The 20192-nt window shown below is 72.2% G+C and carries 14 protein-coding genes; 8 read left to right on the top strand and 6 right to left on the bottom strand.

What is annotated here, in order from left to right:
- Positions 1–4: 4 nt before the first annotated feature.
- On the top strand, positions 5–2590 hold the full coding sequence (locus KBY32_RS20205) for a bifunctional FO biosynthesis protein CofGH (protein WP_210981063.1): 2586 nt from the start codon (positions 5–7) through the stop codon (positions 2588–2590).
- A 136-nt stretch (positions 2591–2726) separates the two neighbouring features.
- Complete coding sequence (locus KBY32_RS20200; protein WP_055623578.1) at positions 2727–3278, top strand: L,D-transpeptidase; 552 nt, start codon at positions 2727–2729, stop codon at positions 3276–3278.
- A gap of 24 nt (positions 3279–3302) precedes the next feature.
- Here the strand turns inward: KBY32_RS20200 and KBY32_RS20195 are convergent, their stop codons facing one another.
- The gene (locus KBY32_RS20195) at positions 3303–3752 is read right to left on the bottom strand and encodes a DUF2165 domain-containing protein (RefSeq protein ID WP_308293766.1); all 450 of its coding nucleotides are present in this window, start codon (positions 3750–3752) and stop codon (positions 3303–3305) included.
- 157 nt (positions 3753–3909) lie between these two features.
- Between KBY32_RS20195 and KBY32_RS20190 the strand changes: the two genes are divergently transcribed.
- Both KBY32_RS20190 and KBY32_RS20185 read left to right on the top strand, forming a co-directional pair.
- A complete protein-coding gene (locus KBY32_RS20190; protein WP_210981062.1) occupies positions 3910–7218 on the top strand; it encodes a tetratricopeptide repeat protein in 3309 nt (1102 codons plus the stop codon).
- Between the two features lie 138 nt (positions 7219–7356).
- Positions 7357–8472: an ADP-ribosylglycohydrolase family protein gene (locus KBY32_RS20185; protein WP_210981061.1), complete on the top strand. Its 1116-nt coding sequence runs from the start codon at positions 7357–7359 to the stop codon at positions 8470–8472.
- Between the two features lie 40 nt (positions 8473–8512).
- On the opposite strand, the gene KBY32_RS20180 is transcribed toward KBY32_RS20185, so the two are convergent.
- Both KBY32_RS20180 and KBY32_RS20175 read right to left on the bottom strand, forming a co-directional pair.
- Positions 8513–10081 carry a sodium:solute symporter family protein gene (locus KBY32_RS20180; RefSeq protein ID WP_210981060.1) on the bottom strand — a complete coding sequence of 523 codons (1569 nt, stop codon included), beginning with the start codon at positions 10079–10081 and terminating at the stop codon, positions 8513–8515.
- A gap of 160 nt (positions 10082–10241) precedes the next feature.
- On the bottom strand, positions 10242–11027 hold the full coding sequence (locus tag KBY32_RS20175) for an SDR family oxidoreductase (protein WP_210981059.1): 786 nt from the start codon (positions 11025–11027) through the stop codon (positions 10242–10244).
- A gap of 75 nt (positions 11028–11102) precedes the next feature.
- Between KBY32_RS20175 and KBY32_RS20170 the strand changes: the two genes are divergently transcribed.
- A complete protein-coding gene (locus tag KBY32_RS20170; RefSeq protein WP_210981058.1) occupies positions 11103–11942 on the top strand; it encodes a hypothetical protein in 840 nt (279 codons plus the stop codon).
- 62 nt (positions 11943–12004) lie between these two features.
- On the opposite strand, the gene KBY32_RS20165 is transcribed toward KBY32_RS20170, so the two are convergent.
- The gene (locus KBY32_RS20165) at positions 12005–13861 is read right to left on the bottom strand and encodes an MFS transporter (protein WP_210981057.1); all 1857 of its coding nucleotides are present in this window, start codon (positions 13859–13861) and stop codon (positions 12005–12007) included.
- A 191-nt stretch (positions 13862–14052) separates the two neighbouring features.
- Entirely contained in the window at positions 14053–16509 is a 2457-nt protein-coding gene (locus KBY32_RS20160) for a serine hydrolase (protein WP_210981056.1), read from the bottom strand.
- A gap of 251 nt (positions 16510–16760) precedes the next feature.
- Between KBY32_RS20160 and KBY32_RS20155 the strand changes: the two genes are divergently transcribed.
- The 3 genes from KBY32_RS20155 to KBY32_RS20145 all read left to right on the top strand — a co-directional run bounded on the left by KBY32_RS20155 (position 16761) and on the right by KBY32_RS20145 (position 19161).
- On the top strand, positions 16761–17516 hold the full coding sequence (locus tag KBY32_RS20155; protein ID WP_055623571.1) for a GPP34 family phosphoprotein: 756 nt from the start codon (positions 16761–16763) through the stop codon (positions 17514–17516).
- 344 nt (positions 17517–17860) lie between these two features.
- On the top strand, positions 17861–18718 hold the full coding sequence (locus KBY32_RS20150) for a helix-turn-helix transcriptional regulator (protein ID WP_055623570.1): 858 nt from the start codon (positions 17861–17863) through the stop codon (positions 18716–18718).
- A 251-nt stretch (positions 18719–18969) separates the two neighbouring features.
- A complete protein-coding gene (locus KBY32_RS20145; protein ID WP_055623569.1) occupies positions 18970–19161 on the top strand; it encodes a DUF397 domain-containing protein in 192 nt (63 codons plus the stop codon).
- A gap of 146 nt (positions 19162–19307) precedes the next feature.
- On the opposite strand, the gene KBY32_RS20140 is transcribed toward KBY32_RS20145, so the two are convergent.
- Positions 19308–20177 (bottom strand): MerR family transcriptional regulator, encoded by an 870-nt coding sequence (locus KBY32_RS20140; RefSeq protein ID WP_210981055.1) that lies wholly within the window; start codon positions 20175–20177, stop codon positions 19308–19310.
- Positions 20178–20192 lie beyond the last annotated feature (15 nt).

Raw genomic sequence — 20192 nt, 5'->3', positions numbered from 1 at the left:
AAGGATGACGACTCCCGCGACCCCCGGAACCGGCCCGACCGAGAACTCCATGCGTCGCGCCCTGAAACGCGCCCGGGACGGCGTCGCCCTCGACGTGTCCGAGGCGGCCGTGCTGCTCCAGGCCCGCGGCGCGGCCCTCGACGACCTCGCCGCGTCCGCCGCCCGGGTCCGGGACGCGGGCCTGGAGGCCGCCGGCCGGCCCGGGGTCATCACCTACTCCAAGAGCGTCTTCATCCCCCTCACCCGGCTGTGCCGGGACAAGTGCCACTACTGCACCTTCGTCACCGTCCCCGGCAAGCTGCGCCGGGCCGGCCACGGGATGTTCATGTCCCCGGACGAGGTGCTGGACATCGCCCGCAAGGGCGCGGCCCTCGGCTGCAAGGAAGCCCTCATCACCCTCGGCGACAAGCCCGAGGACCGCTGGCCCGAGGCCCGCGAGTGGCTCGACGCGCACGGCTACGACGACACGATCGCCTACGTCCGCGCCATCTCCATCCGCATCCTGGAGGAGACGGGCCTGCTGCCCCACCTCAACCCGGGCGTCCTGACCTGGACCGACTTCCAGCGCCTCAAGCCTGTCGCCCCGTCGATGGGCATGATGCTGGAGACGACCGCGACCCGTCTGTGGTCCGAGCCCGGCGGCCCGCACCACGGCTCCCCGGACAAGGAGCCCGCCGTCCGGCTGCGCGTCCTGGAGGACGCGGGCCGTTCCTCCGTGCCGTTCACCTCCGGCATCCTCCTCGGCATCGGCGAGACCCACGAGGAGCGCGCCGAGTCCCTGTTCGCGCTCCGCCGCGTCTCCCGCGCCTACCACGGCGTCCAGGAGCTGATCATCCAGAACTTCCGCGCCAAGCCGGACACCGCGATGCGCGCCATGCCCGACGCGGAACTGGACGACCTCGTCGCGGCGGTCGCCGTGGCCCGCCTCATCATGGGCCCGGCCGGCAACATCCAGGCCCCGCCCAACCTCGTCGACCACGAGTACGCCCGGCTGATCGCGGCCGGCATCGACGACTGGGGCGGTGTCTCCCCGCTCACCATCGACCACGTCAACCCCGAGCGCCCCTGGCCGCGTATCGAGGAACTGGCCCGGCGCTCCGCCGACGCCGGGTTCGAGCTGCGTGAACGGCTGTGCGTCTACCCGGAGTTCGTGACGCGCGGCGAGCCCTGGCTGGACCCCCGGCTGCTGCCGCACGTCCGCGCGCTCGCCGACCCGGAGACGGGCCTCGCCCGGCCGGACGCCGTGGTAGAGGGCCACCCGTGGCAGGAGCCCGACGAGGCGTTCGTCTCCTCCGGCCGCACCGACCTGCACACCACCATCGACACCGAGGGCCGTACGTCCGACCGGCGCGACGACTTCGACGAGGTGTACGGCGACTGGGGCGCCCTGCGCGAGGCCGCCGCGCCCGGCATGGCCCCCGAGCGCATCGACACCGACGTCCGCCAGGCGCTCCGCGTCGCCGCCGACGACCCGACCCGGCTCACCGACGACGAGGCGCTCGCCCTGCTCCACGCGGACGGGGCCGCCCTGGACGCGCTGTGCCGTGTCGCCGACGACGTCCGGAAAACGGCGGTCGGCGACGACGTGACGTACATCGTCACCCGGAACATCAACTTCACGAACGTCTGCTACACCGGCTGCCGCTTCTGCGCGTTCGCCCAGCGCCGCACCGACGCCGACGCCTACACGCTCTCCCTGGACCAGGTCGCCGACCGCGCCCAGCAGGCGTGGGACGTCGGCGCGGTGGAGGTCTGCATGCAGGGCGGCATCCACCCCGACCTGCCCGGCACGGCGTACTTCGACATCGCGCGGGCGGTGAAGGAGCGCGTCCCCGGTATGCATGTGCACGCCTTCTCCCCGATGGAGGTCGTCAACGGCGCCACCCGTACCGGCCTGTCGATCCGCGAGTGGCTGACGGCGGCCAAGGAGTCCGGCCTGGACTCCATCCCGGGCACGGCGGCGGAGATCCTGGACGACGAGGTCCGCTGGGTCCTCACCAAGGGCAAGCTGCCGGCCGCGACCTGGATCGAGGTCGTCACCACCGCCCACGAACTGGGCCTCCGCTCCTCCTCGACGATGATGTACGGCCATGTCGACCAGCCCCGGCACTGGCTCGGGCATCTGCGCACCCTGGCCGGCATCCAGCAGCGCACGGGCGGCTTCACCGAGTTCGTGACCCTCCCCTTCATCCACACCAACGCCCCGGTCTATCTCGCGGGCATCGCCCGCCCCGGCCCGACGATCCGCGACAACCGCGCGGTCACGGCCATGGCCCGGCTCCTCCTCCACCCCCACATCCCCAACATCCAGACGAGCTGGGTCAAACTGGGCACCGAGGGTGCGGCGGAGATGCTCCGCTCCGGCGCCAACGACCTGGGCGGCACGCTGATGGAGGAGACGATCTCGCGGATGGCGGGCTCGTCGTACGGCTCCTACAAGTCCGTACGGGATCTGGTGGCGGTCGCCGAGGCGGCCGGGCGGCCTGCCAAGCCGCGTACGACCCTGTACGGCGAGGTGCCCGAGGAGCGGCAGCGGGCGGCGGCCGCCTCCGACGGGCACCTGCCCGAGCTGCTGCCCGTCCTGGACTGACGGGGAGCCCCTGGCGAGGGTCGGTACGATGATCCGACCCTCGCTGGTGGACTCGCCGGCGTTCCGTAGCCGTCGGCGCGTTCCGTGGCCGCCGACGGCCGTCCATAGCTTTCCGTAGCCGAGGAGATGCGTGCCCGTGCCTGCTACCAGGGTCTGGGTGACCGGTTTGACGGTGGGCGCCATAGCCGCCGTCGCCGTCCTCGCCGTGCAGGCCGACCAGGGCCCGCACCCGACGGCGGGGAAGGCCCGGCCGAACGCGTCGGCGTCCCCGCAGACGAGCCCCGCGCCGTCGAGGACGCCCCGGCCCGCCGAGGTGCCCGCCGACTCCGGCACCGGCCGCCGGATCGTCTACGACCTCGGCGACAAGCGGGTCTGGCTGGTCGACGCGAGCGACGCCGCCCGGCGGACCTTCACCGTCTGGCCCGGTACGGTCAGCCCGGACCCCGGCCGCTACACGGTGTCGTCCCGGACCATGGCCACCCAGGGTTCCGACGGCGTGCAGATCCAGAACATCGTGTACTTCGCCGCCAAGTCCGGCATCTCCATCGCGTTCTCCAACGCCGTGGACGGCTCCTCGCCCCCGCCCGCCGACGGCAAGCAGACCGGCGGGGTGCGGATGCGCGCGGCGGACGGGGCGGCGCTGTGGAAGTTCGGCGAGACCGGGACGCCGGTGGTCGTGGTCGACTGACCGGCGCCCCGTCCCTCAGGTGCGTCAGGCCTCCGTGCTCCCGCCCTGCCCGGCCGGCAGGTGGTTCACGATCAGCACCACGCCGCTCAGCAGGAAGACCCGGGTCGCCGCGTCGAGGCCGTTCCAGTCCGAGGACTGCCACATCGCGAACCACTCACCGCCGATCGCGATGAACCCGGCGCCGAACAGCAGCATCAGCATCAGCAGCCCGTACGTGGAGAACCGACGGGCCCGGGCGTCGTCGTGCCGCGCCCACAGCCAGGTGCCGTATATGAGGACGAGCGCGGCGACGGTCTCCCAGACGATGATCGCGACATAGGCGGCGTCCTGAAGTCCCTTGCCGGTGACGGCCCGCCACATCAGGTCCTCGTCCTTGAAGGTCGTGTCCATCGCGAGGACGTGCCTCACGAACTGCTGGTTCGTACCGAAGTCCGTGATGTTCCCGAAGGCGACGAGCGCGATGTAGAGCGCCACGGTCCCGGTCAGGAGCGTGGCGGCGAGATGCAGAGCGGTACGGGGGGGGGTGTGGTCGACATGGAGGTCATCTTCCCCGCGTAGCGCGGTTGTTCGGGCGTCATTGCGCCACAATGAACGGGACGGACTTCGGGGCGGTCGGACGAGGGGACGTACGGTGGCGCAGGCGCAGCCGTCGATGCAGGAGCTGATCCGGCAGCGCAGCCGCGCCGGCTTCGTCGGCCGGGGAGCCGAACGGGCCGCGTTCCGGGAGAACCTGGAGCTGCCGCCGCAGGACGAGAGACACCGCTTCCTGTTCCATGTGCACGGTCAGGCAGGCGTCGGCAAGTCCTTCCTGCTGCGGGAACTGGAGCAACTGGCCCGTGAGAAGGGCGCGCTGACCGCCTCCGTGGACGAGGCCGTCGGCAGCGTCCCGGAGACCATGGCGGCGATCAGCCGCCAGTTCGCCGCTCAGGGCCACCGGTTGAAGGACCTCGACCGGGCACTCGCCACCCACCGGGAACGACGGCACGAGGCGGAGGCGGCGGCCGCAGCCCTGGGCACCGAACCGCAAGCGCCGTCGGCCACCGGCACCGCCGTGATGCGGGCCGGACTCGTCGGCCTCGGCATGGTCCCCGGCATCGGCCCCTTCGCGGGAGCCCTGGACGCCGCCCAGCTCGCCCAGAGCGCCGACCGGCTGCGCGCCGGACTCAGCGCCCGGTTCCGCAGCCAGGACGACGTGCAGCTGGTGCTCTCCCCGGAGCGGGTGCTCACCCCCGTCCTGCTGACCGAACTGTCCGGCGCTGCGGAGCAGGTCCCATGGATCGTCCTGTTCCTCGACACGTACGAGCGCACCGGCCCCTTCCTGGACGGCTGGCTGCACGACGTCATGACCAGCGACCGGTACGGCGCGCTGCCCGCGACCGTCGTCGTGGTCACCGCGGGACAGCACCCCTTCGACACCGCCCGCTGGGGCGGCTTCACCGACTTCATGGCCGACATACCGCTCGGCCCGTTCACCGAGACCGAGGCGCGCGGACTGCTGGCCGACCGGGGCGTCGTCGCCGAGCCGGTCGTCGAGGAGGTCCTGCGGCTCACCGGCGGCCTGCCCGTCCTCGTCTCGACCCTGGCCGAACAGCGCCCCGTCCGCCCGGACGACATCGGCGATCCGAGCGCCACCGCCGTCGAACGCTTCCTGAAGTGGGAGCAGGATCCCGTGCGCCGGGCCGTGGCACTCGCGTGCGCGCTGCCCCGGCGGGTGGACCTGGACGTGTTCCGGGCCGCCGTGGACTGGCCGGACGACGACGTCGACCCGCTCTTCGCCTGGCTGCGCGGCCTGGCGTTCGTGGACGAGCGGGGCGACCGGCTGCGGTACCACGACCTGGTGCGCGAACCGATGCTCCGCCTGCAGCGGCGCCGTTCCCCACGCGGCTGGACCGAGCGGCACGACCGGCTCGCCGCCGTGTACGGCCGCTGGCGGGAGGAGGCGGGCCAGGGCCTCGGCCCCTTCCAGGAGTGGCTGGAGGAGGAGTGGCGCGAGCTGCGGCTGGAGGAGATCTACCACGCGCTGTGCGCCCGCCCCCGCACCGCGCTGAACGCGGCGCTGCGGGACGTCGTGCTGGTCTGCGGCGTCGACGAGGCGGCGGGCCGGCGCTGGGCGCAGATGCTGGTGGAGGCGGGCGAGGCAACCGGCGACCCTGTCCTCGGCGACTGGGGCGGGGCGCTGGGCGAGGCGCTCGCCGACGATGCGACCGCCATGACCGCGGTGGCGAACCTGGTCCTGTCCCGTCCGGGGCCCGACCGGCGCACCCGGGCGGCCGCCTACTCCTTCCGGGCGCGGGAGCTGCGCCGCGAGGGCCGGCACGAACTCGCCCTCGCGGACGCCGACCGGGCGGTCGAGCTGGACCCCGAGCTGACCTCGGCGCACACCGGCCGGGGGCTCGCCCTGCGCTCGCTCGGCGACTTCCCGGCGGCGCTCGCCGCCTTCGACACCGCCGACCGGCTCACCCCGGACGACGACTGGATCATCGCCGAGCGTGCCGAGACCTACCGCCTGGCCGGCCGTTTCCAGGAGGCGTTCGCCGAGTACGACCGGGCCGTCGCCCTCGACCCGACGGACCCGGAGTACCTAGCCGGCCGGGCCGTGTCCCGCCAGGAACTGGGACAGCACGACGAGGCGCTCGCCGACCTCGACCAGGCGGTCGCACTCGACGAGGACTACCTGTGGCCACTGGTGCGCCGGGCCCGGCTGCGCCGCGTCCGCTCCGAGTGGGACGAGGCGTTCGCCGACTTCGACCGTGCCGTGGAGAAGGCACCCGACAGCCCCTGGGTCGCGTCGGAGCGCGGTGACGCCTACCGGCTCGTGGGGCGCTTCGAGGACGCCGTCGCAGAACTCGGCCGGGCCGTCGCCCTCAAGCCGGACCACGCGTCGGCCTTCGCCGGCCGGGGCCTCGCCCAGTACGAACTGGGCCGGGACGAGGAGGCGCTGGCCGATCTGTCCAGGGCCATCGACCTGATCCCCGACTACGCGTGGGCGCTCGTCACCCGCGCCCAGGTCAGAGCCCGTATGGGCGACAAGGAGGGCAGGTTCGACGATCTGCGGCGGGCCGCCGCCGCGGACTCCTCGGACGGCTGGGCGGCCGCCGAGCTGGGGGAGGCGTACCGGCAGGAGGGCCGCTACGAGGAGGCGCGAGCCGCCCTTGAGCAGTCCCTGGCCCAGGACCCGGAGTACGACTACGCGCACGCGGCCCTTGCAGCCGTCCACCTGGCGCTGAAGAACCACCGGGAGGCGTACCGCTGCCTGGGACGTGCCCTCGAGGCCGCCGGTGACGTCGGCTGGCTCCGCGCCCGACGGGCCCGTGTCGCGCTGGAGATCGGGTGGTGCGAGGAGGCCCTGGGCGACCTGGACCGGTGCGTGGCCCTGGGCTGGGAGCCGGTCTGGGCCCGCTGGACGGCCATCGACCTGCTCGTGCTGTGCGGCCGCTGGGACGAGGCGGGGGACCGGCTGCGCGCGGCCGGGGAGGCCGGGTTGTCCGACAGCGACCTGGACGGCCTGAGGGCCGAGTGGCACGCCCACCGCGAGGAGTGGGAGGAGGCCCGGCGCTGCGCGGAACGCCTGCGGGAGTCGGAGCCTCTTGAATCTGCATTCGAGATGGCCGTGGTCACCGGCCTCGCGGAGGGCCTGGCCGCCGCCGAGCCCCTGTGGCGGGAGCTGGCCGGGATGCTGGAGACGGGAACCGGTCTGGAGGACACCCAGCGCGCGCAGGGCCACTGCTTCCTCGGCTGCGCCCTCGGGGACTGGCCCCTCGCCGACCGGGGGCTGACGGCCTTCCTCGCCTTGGAGCCCGGCTGGGCGGACGTGGCGACCCTGGCCTCCATCCTCGGCCACGTCCTGAACAGCCCCGGCGCCGACGCGGCGCACATCACCCCGCGCCTGGAGCGGATCACGGCGGCGGCGGAGGCCATCCGGGTACGTCACCGGACCTGACCGGCGAACGGCACGAAGAGGGCCGTTCCCGACCACTTCCGTCACACACCGCATACCGCTCCGCCCTCCCGACCCCCCGTCCCCGGTCGATTACAGTGGCGAACTGTCGTACGAGCGGTCGGTCACGGGGAGGTCTTGGTGGGGGCGACTGTCGGACCCGTCTGGGGCCGTACCGAGCAGCAGGACTACCGCAGCCGGGTGCGCGGGACGCTGCTCGGCGTGGCCGTCGGGGACGCCCTCGGGGCCCCGGTCGACGGGCTGGGCCTGGCCGAGATCCAGGAGCAGCACGGCGCCGAGGGCCTGCTCGACCTGGCGTTCGGCTACGGCCGCCGGGGTGCCGTGACCCATCTCACCCAGCTCACCCTGTTCTCCGTGGACGGGCTCATACGGGCCCAGGTCCGCCGGGACACCGGCGCCTGGCATCCGCCGACCGATCTGCACCGCGCCTATCTGCGCTGGGCCGCCACCCAGCGCGACTGGGGCCCCGACGAGCGCCGCAAGGACGACGGCTGGCTCGCCCGCGAGGAGTGGCTGTACGCCCGCCGCGACGCGACCCGCTCCCTGCTGCTCGGCCTCGGCGACGAGACCATGGGCACCCTGGAGACGCCGAAGAACACCGCCGAGCTCGGACCGGAGGCCGCCGCGCGCTCCGCGCCGTTCGGGCTGCTCGTCGGCTGGGAGCCGCAGCTCGTCGTGCAGCTCGCCGTGGAGTGCGCGACACAGACCCACGGCCACCCCGTCGCCTACCTCTCGGCGGGCGCGTACGCCGTCATCGTGCACGGCCTGGCCTGCGGGGAGAGCCTCGACGGTGCCGTGCAGCGGGCCCTCGCGCTGCTCGCCGTGCGCCCCGGGTACGAACCGGTGTCGGACGCGCTCCAGCACGCGCTGGGCGCGGTGCGCCAGGGCATGCCGACGCCCGCCCGCGTCGGGGAGCTGGCCGCCGACGGCTCGGCGGACGGCCTGCTCGCGGCCGCCGTGTACTGCGCCCTGGTCGGCGAGGACGTCCGGCAGGGACTGTGCCTGGCGGTGAACCACGACGGCCCGTCCGCCGCCACGGCCGCCCTCACCGGCGGTCTGCTCGGCGCCCTGCACGGCGAGACGGCCCTGCCGCCGGCCTGGCTGGCCGAGCTGGAGGGCCGTCCCACGATCCTGGAACTCGCCGACGATTTCGCGATGGAGATGACGCAGGGCCCGGCCCTGCACGGGCCGGGCGCCTCCGCCCCGGGCTGGCTGGCGCGCTACCCGCGCGCCTGAGCCCCGGGCCGCACCCCTACGCCGCCGTCCGCTCCCGCGCTCACTCCTTGGCCCGCACCACGTCCTCCACCGGACCGGCCGGCGCCGGCACCGCGGCGGCCGCCGCCCCGTCGCCGTCCGTGTTGACGCTCTCCACCACGGCGAGCCGCTCCGGGGTGTCCTCCGGCTTCAGATAGCCGATGAGGATGTAGAGGATCAGCGACACCGCCAGCGGGATCGACACCTGGTACTGCAGCGGCACACCGCCCTCGACGTTCCAGCTGATCGGGTAGTTGACCAGCCAGAAGGCGAGCAGGCCCATCGACCAGCTGGTGAGCGCGGCGGTCGGCCCGGAGCGGCGGAACGGCCGCAGCAGACCCAGCATCATCGGGATCGCGATGGGGCCCATGAGACCGGCGACCCACTTGATCACGACGGTGATGATGTCCTTGAACGTGGGGGAGTCGACCTGCGTCGCCACCGCCATCGACAGGGCGAGGAAGACGACGGTCGTCACCCGCGCCGCGACCAGGCCCGACCGCTCGTTCCAGGCCCGCGCCTGCTTCGACAGCACCGGCGCCACGTCCCGGGTGAAGACGGCGGCGATGGCGTTGGCGTCGGAGGAGCACATGGCCATGGTGTGCGAGAAGAAGCCGACGATGACCAGACCCAACAGGCCGTGCGGCAGCAGTTGTTCGGTCATCAGGGCGTAGGAGTCGGAGCCGTCCGGCTTCTGCGAGTCGACGAGCAGCGGCGACATCCACATCGGGAAGAACAGCACGAGCGGCCAGACCAGCCACAGCACCGCCGACAGCCGGGCGGAGCGCTGGGCCTCGCGCGGGGTGGCCGTGGCCATGTACCGCTGGGCCTGGTTGAGCATGCCGCCGTTGTACTCGAAGAGCTTGATGAAGAGGAACGCCAGCAGGAACACCGTGCCGTACGGGCCGACCAGCGGCTCGCCGTGGCCCTGGAGTTCGGGCTCGTCCCAGGCGCCGAGGAAGCCGATGCCCTTGTCGTTCAGCTTCATCACCACGGCGAAGAACATCGCGAGCCCGGCGAGCAACTGGATGACGAACTGCCCGAGTTCGGTGAGGGCGTCCGCCCAGAGGCCGCCGATGGTGCAGTACACGGCGGTGATGATCCCGGTGATGAGGATGCCCTGGTTCAGCGAGACACCGGTGAACACCGACAACAGGGTCGCGATCGCCGCCCACTTGGCGCCCACGTCCACGATCTTCAGCAGCATGCCGGACCAGGCCAGCGCCTGCTGGGTCCGCAGGTCGTAACGGGTTTTCAGATACTCCAGCGGGGAGGCCACGTGCAGCCGTGACCGGAGCCGGTTGATGCGCGGCGCGAACAGCTTCGACCCGATGGCGATGCCGAGCGCGATGGGGAAGGACCAGGTGACGAAGGACGTGACGCCGTAGGTGTAGGCGATGCCCGCGTACCCGGTGAACATCACCGCGCTGTAGCCGGACATGTGGTGCGAGATGCCGGACAGCCACCACGGCATCTTGCCGCCCGCGGTGAAGAAGTCGCTCACGTTGTCCACACGCTTGTGGGACCAGACGCCGATGGCGACCATCACGCCGAAGTAGCCGATGAGCACGGCCCAGTCGAGACTGTTCATATGACCCCTTCCAGGGTTCCGTCCTGTGAACGGCCCGCCCATGGTCGATGCGTGGAAGAGGGCGCGACAAGCGCGAGTAGGGTCAAGGGACAGTAAAATCGTTCTGCTTGGTGACTTCAGTTCATGGCTGTGAACGACGAAATCCGTTGCAACCCGTACGTCAGCGCATCAACTCCCCGGCGTTGACGAGCAGCGACTGCCCCGTGATGGCCCGCGCCCGGTCCGACGCGAGGAACACCGCCGCGTCCGCGACGTCCCCGTCCGTGGGCATGTCCGGCAGCGCCATCCGCCCGGTCAGCCGCGCCCGCACCTCGTCCTCCCCGACCCCCTCCGTCTGCGCCGTGAACCGTACGAAGGTCTCCACCGGCGGCCCCCACATCCACCCCGGCAGTACGGAGTTGACCCGGATCCGGCGCGGCCCCAGCTCCCGGGCCAGCGAGTACATCGCGCTGGTCAGGGCGCCCTTGGAGGCGGCGTAGGCGGCCTGGCGCACCTCGGACGGCGCCGCGACCGCCGACTGCGTTCCGATGAACACCACCGACCCGCCGCGCTCCGACAGTGCCGGCAGGCAGGCCCGGGTCATCCGCAGCGTGCCCAGCAGATTGACGTCGAGCACCGCCTGCCAGGTCGTGAAGTCGGCGTCCTCCAGCCCGCCGAACAGTGAGTCCCAGGCCGCCACATGGACCACCGCGTCGATCCCGCCGAACCGCTCCCGGGCCAGCGCCGCCAGCGCCTCGCACTGCGCCTCGTCGGTGATGTCGGTCGCCCGGTACGCGGTGCGCTTCCCGGCCGGGTCGATCTCGGCGGCGGTGCGGGCCAGCCGCTCCTCCGTCCGCGCCCCCAGCACCGCGTTCCCGCCGTCCCGTACGACCGCCGCCGCGACCTGGTGGCCGAGCCCCACGCCGACCCCCGACACGACCACGGTCCTGTCCATGAGCAGTGACATCCCGGTGCCTCCCGACCCTGGCGCAATATCTGACGGGGCGTCAGAGTATGGGCGAGCCGAGGAAAGGGGAACAGCGTGAGCGAGGACACCCGCAGTGAGGTGTACGCCGAACTGGCCGCCGTCGGCCCGTACGGCGCCGCCCCCGGCCACGCCCTGATCACCATGGTCGAACCGCACCCCGGCCATGAGCGCGCCTACAACCGCTGGTACGAGGACGACCACTACTACGCGGGCGCCATGGCCATGCCCTGGATGTTCGCCGGCCGCCGCTGGGTCGCCACCCGCGACCTCCAGCTGCTGCGTCACCCCGCACGGTCGGCGGTCGCCCGGCCGGTCACCGGCGGCTGCTATCTCTCCACGTACTGGATCACCGCCGGCCGCTACGCCGACCACATGCGCTGGACCGTCGCCATCAACCGGCGCCTCAACCGCGACGCCCGCGTCCACCACGACCGCACCCACGTCTTCACGGCGTTCCAGGACCACGCGACGACGGTGTACCGCGACGGCCCGGCGGGCCCCCGCGACCTCCACGCCCTCGACCACCCCTACGCCGGACTGGTCCTCCAGGTCGTCGACGCCGACACGGCCGCGCACAGCGCCGACCTGCTCACCTGGCTGCGCGACCGGCATCTGCCCGAACGGCTGGCGGGCTCCCCGGCCGCGATGGCGACCGTCTTCCGGCCCACCCCGCTGCCGCTGGACCGCATGTCCTACGTCCGCCAGGTCGAGGGCGTCGGCACCCGGCTCACCCTGCTCTGGTTCCTGGAGGAGGACCCCCGGCGCTGCTGGGAGGAGCACTTCGCCGGTCCGGAGACGGCCGTCGAGAAGACCGGCCTGGGCCGCACCGAGCTCGTGGCGCCGTTCATCCCCACGGTGCCGGGCACCGACCGGTACGTCGACGAACTGCGCTGACCCACCCGGTCGGCGCCGTGCCGTCAGCGCGGTCCCTCAGCGCAGTTCCTCAGCGCAGTCCCTCAGCGCAGTTCCTCCGGGCAGGGCGTGCCGCGCGGCACGTCGTAGGGCGCCGCCAGCCGGTACACGCCCGCCCGCGGGGCCACCAGCGTCGTCCACCGGTCGCCCTTCGCGTCCTCCTCGGTCTCCATCAGACAGCCGTTGACGTTCTCGTACGACTTCGGCCGGTCGTCCGGACGGGCGCGGGACTCCTCGGTCTCCTGCGGCGGGTCGAGCTTCCTGCCCTCCGCGTCCACGATGCTCAGCCACGGCGAGTACGGGATCCGGATCAGGATCCGGCCCGGCCTGCTCACCCGCATCGTCATCTCGCCCTGCTCGGCCCGCTCCACCACGGCGTTCGGCTCGGCGAGCGGCACCGGGTCGGTCACCTCGAACAGCTGCCAGTTCGCGTCGCCCCACACCTGCTTCAGATACGGCAGCCCGCGCTGCACCAGCTCCCGCTCGCGCTGCGCCGCCGAGGGGTCCGGCTCGTCCTTGGGCAGCACCACGAAGTGCACCGCCCAGCGCCGCAGCCACTCCCGGTAGTTCGCCGAGTTGAGGGTGTCGTCGTAGAAGAGCGGGTTGCGCTCCATGTCGGCCTGCCGGTTCCAGCCGCGCGCCAGGTTCACGTACGGGGCGAGCGCGGACGCCTCCCGGTGCGAGCGGGCCGGCACGACCTCCACCCGGCCCTTCTCGGCGCCGACCTCCTGCAGCTCGTTCACCAGCGGGGCCAGCTCACGCGCCCAGGACGCCTCCGGGGCCGCGTGGATGATGTCGTCGACCGTCTTGTAGCCGATCCACCCGACGAACGCGAGCAGCGCCGTCACCAGCGCGTACCACTTGCGGGTGCGCGCCACCGTGAACGGCAGCGCCGCCACCAGCGTCACCCCGGCGAACAGCATCGCCAGCCGGGTGATGTTGGAGCCGATCTGCGAGCTGACCACCCACACCAGGACGACCGAGACGCCGTACACCGCCGACACCAGCCGGACCGTCCGCCAGTCCGAGGGCACCGTGAGACAGACGACGACCGACATCAGCAACGGCATGATCACCGAGCCGATCACCATCGGCTGGGTGCCGGAGAACGGGAACAGCCACGCCGACAGCGCCACCACGACGGTCGGCGCGAGCCCCAGCGCCCAGGCGCCCGGACGCCGCTTCTGCAGGAACAGCGCGACGGCCACGAGCCCGACGAACAGCCCCGCGACCGGCGACGCCATGGTGGCGAGCGCGGCGAGCGGCGCCGCGCACAGCGCCTTCGCCCAGCGTTTGTAGCGCCAGCGATGCGGCCAGCAGAAGACGACGGCGACCGCGCCCAGCGCGAACATCGTGCCCAGCGCGAACGTGACCCGCCCGGAGATGGCGTTGGCGATCAGCCCGAAGACCCCGGCGAGCGCGGCCCACAGCGGATTGCGCACGGACCGGCTGCGCAGCAGGACCAGCATCAGCAGCCCCGCCGAGATCGTCCCCGCGATCATCATCGTCGTCCGGACGCCCAGCACCGACATCAGATACGGCGACACGATGCTGTACGACACCGGATGCATCCCGCCGTACCAGGCGAGGTTGTACGCGGAGTCGGGGTGCCGGCCGACGAACTCCGCCCAGGCGTCCTGGGCCGCGAGGTCGCCGCCACTGTTCGCGAACGTGAAGAACCAGATGATGTGGAGCAGCCCGGCGAGGGCGGTGACCGACAGCACCGGGTGCCGCAGAAGGCGCGCGCGCAGGGCCTCGAAGGCCGCCGCCGGACGCGACGGCGGACCGTTCCGGGTGTCACCCGGATCCAGGTCCGAGCGCGGCGCGGGTACGCGTATTCGCGGACCGGCTCCCCGTTCGGGATCGGCGTCGTCGGCGCGTGTCGGCTCCGCAGTGGCCACGTCTGAGGCACTCCCCGTGCTGTCTTCTCTTCTGGCCGCGTCCCGTGTCCCGCGTGTGTCGGCCCAGTCGGTCAAGGTGCTGCGGTCGTGCCCCGTGGGCGACGACCTGCCCGATTCGTGACGCTAGCACGCAGCCCGCCGACGAGCGTGGTCGGCGGGCTGCGGTGTGATGACGCCGTGGCGCCCCCGGCTCAGCCGATCCGGGTGAGTTTGTCCGTGAAGCCCGGCTCGGTGAGATCGCTCCGCAGGGCGACCGGGATCTTCACCGCTCCGCTGCTGCCGTCCCCGACGGTGAGCGCGCCCACCTCGGTGCCGGCCTTCGCGGTGTGCGGGACCTCGTCGGGCGCGAAGGTCAGCTTCACCTTCAGGCCCGCCCAGCCGATCGCCGTGACGTCCTTGGTGGCCACCACCGGCGTACGGCCGCCCAGCCCGTCGTCCACATACCCGACGACGTCGCCCTTCTTCAGGATGGTCGCCGACTCCAGGGCACCCTGCGCGGCCCGGATCAGCTGGTCGCCGCCGTACAGCGCGGCACTGAGGATGGTGTTCTCCGGGCCGCCGGCGGGCTGGCGGACGACGGCGCCGATGATGGTGCGCGTCTCGCCGCCGATCTCCTTCTTCGCCGCGAAGACCAGGTTGCCGAGGGCGGAGGTGGTGGTGCCGGTCTTGATGCCCACCACGCCGTTCTTGCCGACCAGCTGGTTCCAGTTGGAGTGGTTGACGCCCTTGTAGTCGTCGTACGACATCATCGCGGCGACCTCGCGGAAGGCGGGCTCCTTCATCGCGGCCTTCGCCAGCTTCACCTGGTCGACGGCCGTGCTCACCGTGGTGTCGTTCAGACCGGACGGGTCCGTGTACGTGGTGTTCGTCATGCCGAGCTTCTCGGCGGTGGCGTTCATCTTCGCCACGAAGTCCTTCTCCGAACCGGCGTCCCAGCGCGCCAGCAGCCGCGCCACGTTGTTCGCGGACGCGATCAGAATGGACTCCAGCGCCTCACGCTGGGTGATCGAGTCGCCCTTCGTCACATTGACGGTCGACTCCTGGCCCGCGTTCGACTGGTCCTCGGCGGCCTGGTCGATCGGGATCTTCGGGCCCGGGGCCCCGCTCTTCAGCGGGTGCTCGCGCAGGATCAGATACGCCGTCATGACCTTGGCGACACTCGCGATCGGCACGGGCTTCTGGTCGCCCGAGGAGCCGAAGCTGCCGATGCCGTCGACGTCCAGCGCGGCCTGGCCCTGGGCCGGCCACGGGATGTCGATCTTGTCGCCCTCGAAGGTGAAGCTGTCGTTCGCCGTGAGGTCGAGCGTGGGCGCCGGCAGCGGACGCACGGACTGCACGATCGCGAAGACGATCGCCAGCAGGATCACCAGCGGCGTCCAGATCTTGACCCGCCGCACCAGGGTGCGCACCGGGGTCTCCGGCGGCGGCGGGGTGTTCGTCAGCTCGGCGAGCAGGTCCAGCGGGGGCTTCGGCGGCAGCGGCTGCTGCGTGGTGCGCTCGGGCCCGATCTGCGGGACGGCCGCGGTGACGTCCGCCGGCGGCACGGGGGGCCGGGGCGCCGCGGGCGCCTTCGGGGCCTCCTGCGGGAGGTCCGGCTTGAGCGCGACGAACTTGCTGGTGCGCTCGGCGGGGGGCTCGGGCCTGGACGCGTCCGGCTTGGGGGCCGCCGGCTCGGCGTCGGTCTTCGACGCCTCCGGCTTCTCGGCGTCGGGCTTCGGTGCCTCCGGCTTCTCGGCCTCCGGCTTGGGGGCCTTGAGCATGGTGGTCGGCTGGTCGACGTGCGGCTTGGCGGGCCGGGTGCGGAAGACGGCCGTGGCCTGGTCGACGCCCTTGCGGTCGTCGGCGGCGGGGGTGTCGGCGGCGTCCTCGGGGGTCTTGTCGTCCTTCGGGGCCTCGTCGTCGGCCGGGGCAGCCTTGTCGTCCTTGGGTGCCTCTTCGTCCTTGGGGGCGGCCTTCGGCTCGGCGGGCCGGGTGCGGAAGACCGCGGTGGCCTGGTCGACGCCCTTGCCGTCGTCGGGGGTGTCCTCGGCGTCGGCGGACGCGTCGGTGTCGTCCTCGGGCTCGTCGTCCGTCGCGTCGTCAGTCTTCGCGGCGGCCTGCGAGTCGGCGTCCTCCGCCTCCTCGGCGCCGTCCTCCGCGCTCGGCTCGTCCTTGCCGTCGGAGGACGCCACCCAGGCCGCGACGGCGGCCCTCAGCCGGTCCTGGCCCTCACCGGAGTCGCCGGCGTCGGCAGCGTCGTCGGAGCTGCCGGAAGCATCCGCGTCGTCCGCGTCCGCGTCATCGTTGTCGGCGGAGGCGTCGGCATCCGCGTCCCCGTCCTCCGAGGCACCCTCAGCCGCACCCTCGGCATCCTCAGCCGCCTCGGCATCGGCGTCGGCCTCGACGTCACCCTCGGTCTCGGGCTCCTCCGGCTCCTCAGGCGTCTCCACCGGTTCCTCGCGGGACAGCACCCGCGTGGCCGTGTCCACGCCGCCGCCCGAGGACGACTCGCGGGCCATCGCCAGGCGCGGGTCGCCGCCCGGGCTCTGGGCCGGCCGGGTGGTGGCCTCGGGTTCGGGCCGGGACTCGGGAACCGGGACCGCGCTCCCCGACGTCGGTTCTGCCGACGACTCGCGCTGCTTCGACCTGTCGGGGGACTCGCCCGCCACCGATGCCTCCTCCATGTGCCGCCGCACGCCACCGTACGGCTGCCGAACCGTGGGTCGTCGCCCGGACACCGTGTCCGCACGACCCCCGTGCCGCTGTCCGAACCAGATACCAGTGTCCTGTGCGCGGCCCCCACCTGACGCGGTAGACGAGAACGACATACCTACTGGTTCCGCTACGAACCGGTCACGTGCTCTCGACAGACCAATGTGAGAGGGGTCACCCTGTCTTTCATCCACGCGGGGAGGCATGGATGGGCAGGAGCCGCAGAACACTTCCGGAGGAGCTTCTGCTGCTGGCGTTGGACCCGGCCACGGGTACCACCGCGCAGCCGCAGTCGCTCGACCTCGGTCTGGCCGGAGCACAGCTAGTGGAGCTGGCGCTGGCCGGACGGATAGCCCCAGACGGGGATCGTATCGCCGTGGTGGCACCACGGCCGACAGGAGATCCGACACTGGACTGCGCGTTGGAGTTGCTGCGAAGGCGTGGCGCTCCGGTACGGGCCGTCCACTGGATCGGCGGGCCCCGCCTGGGGCTGCGCCAGACCTATCTCTCGCATCTGGAGAGGTGCGGCATGGTGCATGCCGTGGCCGGCCAGATGTGCGGGGTGTTGCCGACGACTCGCTACCAGGCGACGGACAACGAGATCAGCCGGGAGATCAGGGCCCGGCTGGACTCCGCGATCCGCACCGGCGTACCGCCGGACCCGCGGACCGCGGCGCTCGCCGCCCTGGCCCACGCGGTCGGTCTCGGCAAGCACCTGTATCCGGGCAACGAGGGACGTTCCTCTCGCTCCCGGCTGCGGGATCTGATCCGGCACGACCCCATGGGCGGCCTCGTCGCGCACGCGGTGATGGACGTCCAGAACGGCGCGGCCGCACAGCCGCGTCGCGGCCAGACACCGTCCGGCCGTCCCCCGGGCCCCGGCGGCAGGCCGTCGGCGGAACCCGCGCGCGGTGTCCCGGCGCAGCCGCGCCGAGGATCCATGGCGCGGGTCGTGGCCCACTGAGAAACCGCTCGACCCGCACGACACGTCCGACCGCTCGACACGTTCGACCCGCTCGACCAGCAAGACCCGCACGCCACGTGCAGCGCCGCACCGTCCCCCATGACCGGTTCGGGAGCCGCTGATCCGCGCGGGGCGACGGAACCGTACGTCCGTATCACCACGGACAGGGACACCGGTTCCGTCGTCCCGCGCGGCCGCGTGTGCCGGGCCGCGGAGCACCGATGGTGTGCGTCCTGCGCATATCCACCGTTTCCCAGCGGTGGTGAGCGCCTTGGTGGCAATCTGCTGAACAGCAGATACGCAAAGTGCCGATCACAAGGCAGGCAGCCGGAGGTGCACGTCCCGTGGCGTCCAATGTCAATCCCACCGTCAGGCGACGCCGGCTGGGCCAGGAGTTGCGCAGGCTCCGCGAGCTCAAGGGCATGACCGCCGAGGAAGTGGCCGAACGGCTGCTGGTCTCCCAGTCGAAGATCAGCCGGCTGGAGAACGGACGGCGCAGCATCAGCCAGCGCGACGTCCGCGACCTGTGCGGGGTCTACGAGGTGGAGGACCACCGGATCGTCGACTCCCTGATGCAGATGGCCAAGGACTCGCGCCAGCAGGGCTGGTGGCACTCCTTCGGCGACATCCCCTACAGCGTCTACATCGGCCTGGAGACCGACGCCGCCAGTCTGCGCGTGTACGACCCGCAGGTCGTGCCGGGCCTGCTGCAGACGAAGCAGTACGCGGAGGCCCTGATCGCCGGGGCGCTGCCCGAGACGGCGCCGACGGAGATCGAGAAGCGCGTCCAGGTGCGGATGCGCCGACAGGAACGAATCTCCACCGAGGAGAACCCGCTGCGGCTGTGGACCGTGCTGGACGAGGCGGCCCTGCGCCGGGTCGTCGGCAACCGCTCCCTGATGCGGGATCAGCTCGAGCAGCTCGTCGAGCAGTCCCTGCTGCCGCACGTCACCGTGCAGGTGATCCCGTTCGACATGGGCGCCCACCCGGGCCTCAACGGCCAGTACGCGATCCTGGAGTTCCCGGACGCGGCCGACTCCAGCGTCGTCTACATCGAGGGCGTCACGAGCGACCTGTACCTGGAGAAGGCGAACGACGTACAGAAGTACAGCGTGATGTACGAGCACCTGCGGGCGCAGGCCCTGAACGTCGAGCAGTCACGGCAGTTCATCGCGGACATCGCCAAGGAGTACGCGCGCTGAGTAGGCGCTGAGTACGCGCGCTGATGGTCGTCGATCGCGAAAAAGCCGCACGGTACACCGTCCCCCGTCAGGACGGAAGACTCCAATGGAATATGCCACCCGGCCGAGTGAATAGTCGCTTCGTCGGCCGGGGGTGGCGAGTAGCGTCGATCACGCCACCGAGCAAGAAGGTTGGCGTGAATCGCGCTGCCGGTCCGTTCCGGGCCGCGCCGCGCGATGACAGCACTCACCATCAGCATTGCGGAGCGAACATGGCAATTCGTCAGGGTGCCACGGACACGTGGACCAAGTCCTCGTACTCGACTGGGAACGGCGCGTGCGTCGAGGTCAAGTCGCCGATCACGGCGGCCATGGCGGTACGGGACTCCAAGGTGCCCGAGGGCCCCGTCCTGGCGTTCCCCGCGAACGCGTGGAACACCTTCGTGGCGTCGGTCAAGGCGTGAGGGGCGGGGCCGTCTGACCTCCCCTCCCACAAGAGAGCACCACACAGGCACCACAGGAAGAGCCCTCTCGACCAGTCCGCCGTCCTTGCCGAGAGGGCTCGGCCACACCCGTCGGGCACGGCGGCCCGGCGCGGCCCGCGCCGGCGTCACCTCATCGGGAAGGCCACATCGCACACCGGGTCCCCGGCTCCCGCCGCCTCCCAGTCCGCGAAGTACACCTCACGGCACGGACCCGCCTGCTCCAGCCCCGCCCGGGCGATCCACTCCTCCACCGCCTCGAACGCCGCCAGGATCTGCGGATGCGCCACCTGCGCCTTGGTGATCCGGGTGAACGCCAGCCGCTGTGCGGGCTCCACCCGCACCGAGGTGGCGCGCGTACGGCCCTCCCGGGCGAGCCAGGCCCGGGCCGCCGCCTCGTCCCCGACCGGTACACACGCCTCGGCGGGCCCGTCGCTCTCCGGTGACACCTCGGCGTGGTACACGACGAACGGCGGCGCCGTGACCCCGCCGCACTCCCGCGCGGCCGTCTCCAGCCGGCCCAGCGCCGACCCGATCCAGACCGGCAGCTCGTCCGCCAGCACATGGCGGGTCTCGGCGATCACCACCCGCTCGGGCACGTCCACCGTCTCGACCACGAACTTCTCGCTCATCCCGGAGCTCCTCCCCGACAGTCGTCCACGGAGGTACTCGGCGAGCGCACGCTGTCCCGCCACCCGCGTCTCGACGTCCGCCCAGTAGGCGGCGAGCCGGTCGGCGGCCGCGGCCCCGTCCGGGGCCCCGACCACCTCCGCGACCCGCGCGAGCGGCATGTCCAGCTGGCGCAGCAGCGCGACCGTACGGGCCCGCTCGACCTGCTCGGCCCGGTAGTACCGGTAGCCGCTGGCCTCGTCGACCCGGGCCGGCACCAGCAGGCCCAGCCGGTCGTACAGCCGCAGCGCCTTGGCCGACAGCCGCGCCCGCGCGGCGAACGCGCCGATGGTGAGCAGTTCCTCGTCCACGGCCTCATCCTCCGTCACCGGGCGGTTCCTCCC

This window comes from Streptomyces sp. RK62, from assembly GCF_018070255.1.
Taxonomy (GTDB): Bacteria; Actinomycetota; Actinomycetes; order Streptomycetales; family Streptomycetaceae; genus Streptomyces; species Streptomyces nigra.
The sequence above is the reverse complement of the archived record's forward strand: the minus strand, read 5'-3'. Positions and strand labels throughout refer to the sequence as shown.

Coding starts and splice junctions, on each gene's coding strand:
- KBY32_RS20155 (WP_055623571.1), top strand. CDS start 16,761: ATGGGCAGGAGCCGCAGAACACTTCCGGAGGAGCTTCTGCTGCTGGCG.
- KBY32_RS20205 (WP_210981063.1), top strand. CDS start 5: ATGACGACTCCCGCGACCCCCGGAACCGGCCCGACCGAGAACTCCATG.
- KBY32_RS20175 (WP_210981059.1), bottom strand. CDS start 11,027: ATGTCACTGCTCATGGACAGGACCGTGGTCGTGTCGGGGGTCGGCGTG.
- KBY32_RS20145 (WP_055623569.1), top strand. CDS start 18,970: ATGGCAATTCGTCAGGGTGCCACGGACACGTGGACCAAGTCCTCGTAC.
- KBY32_RS20180 (WP_210981060.1), bottom strand. CDS start 10,081: ATGAACAGTCTCGACTGGGCCGTGCTCATCGGCTACTTCGGCGTGATG.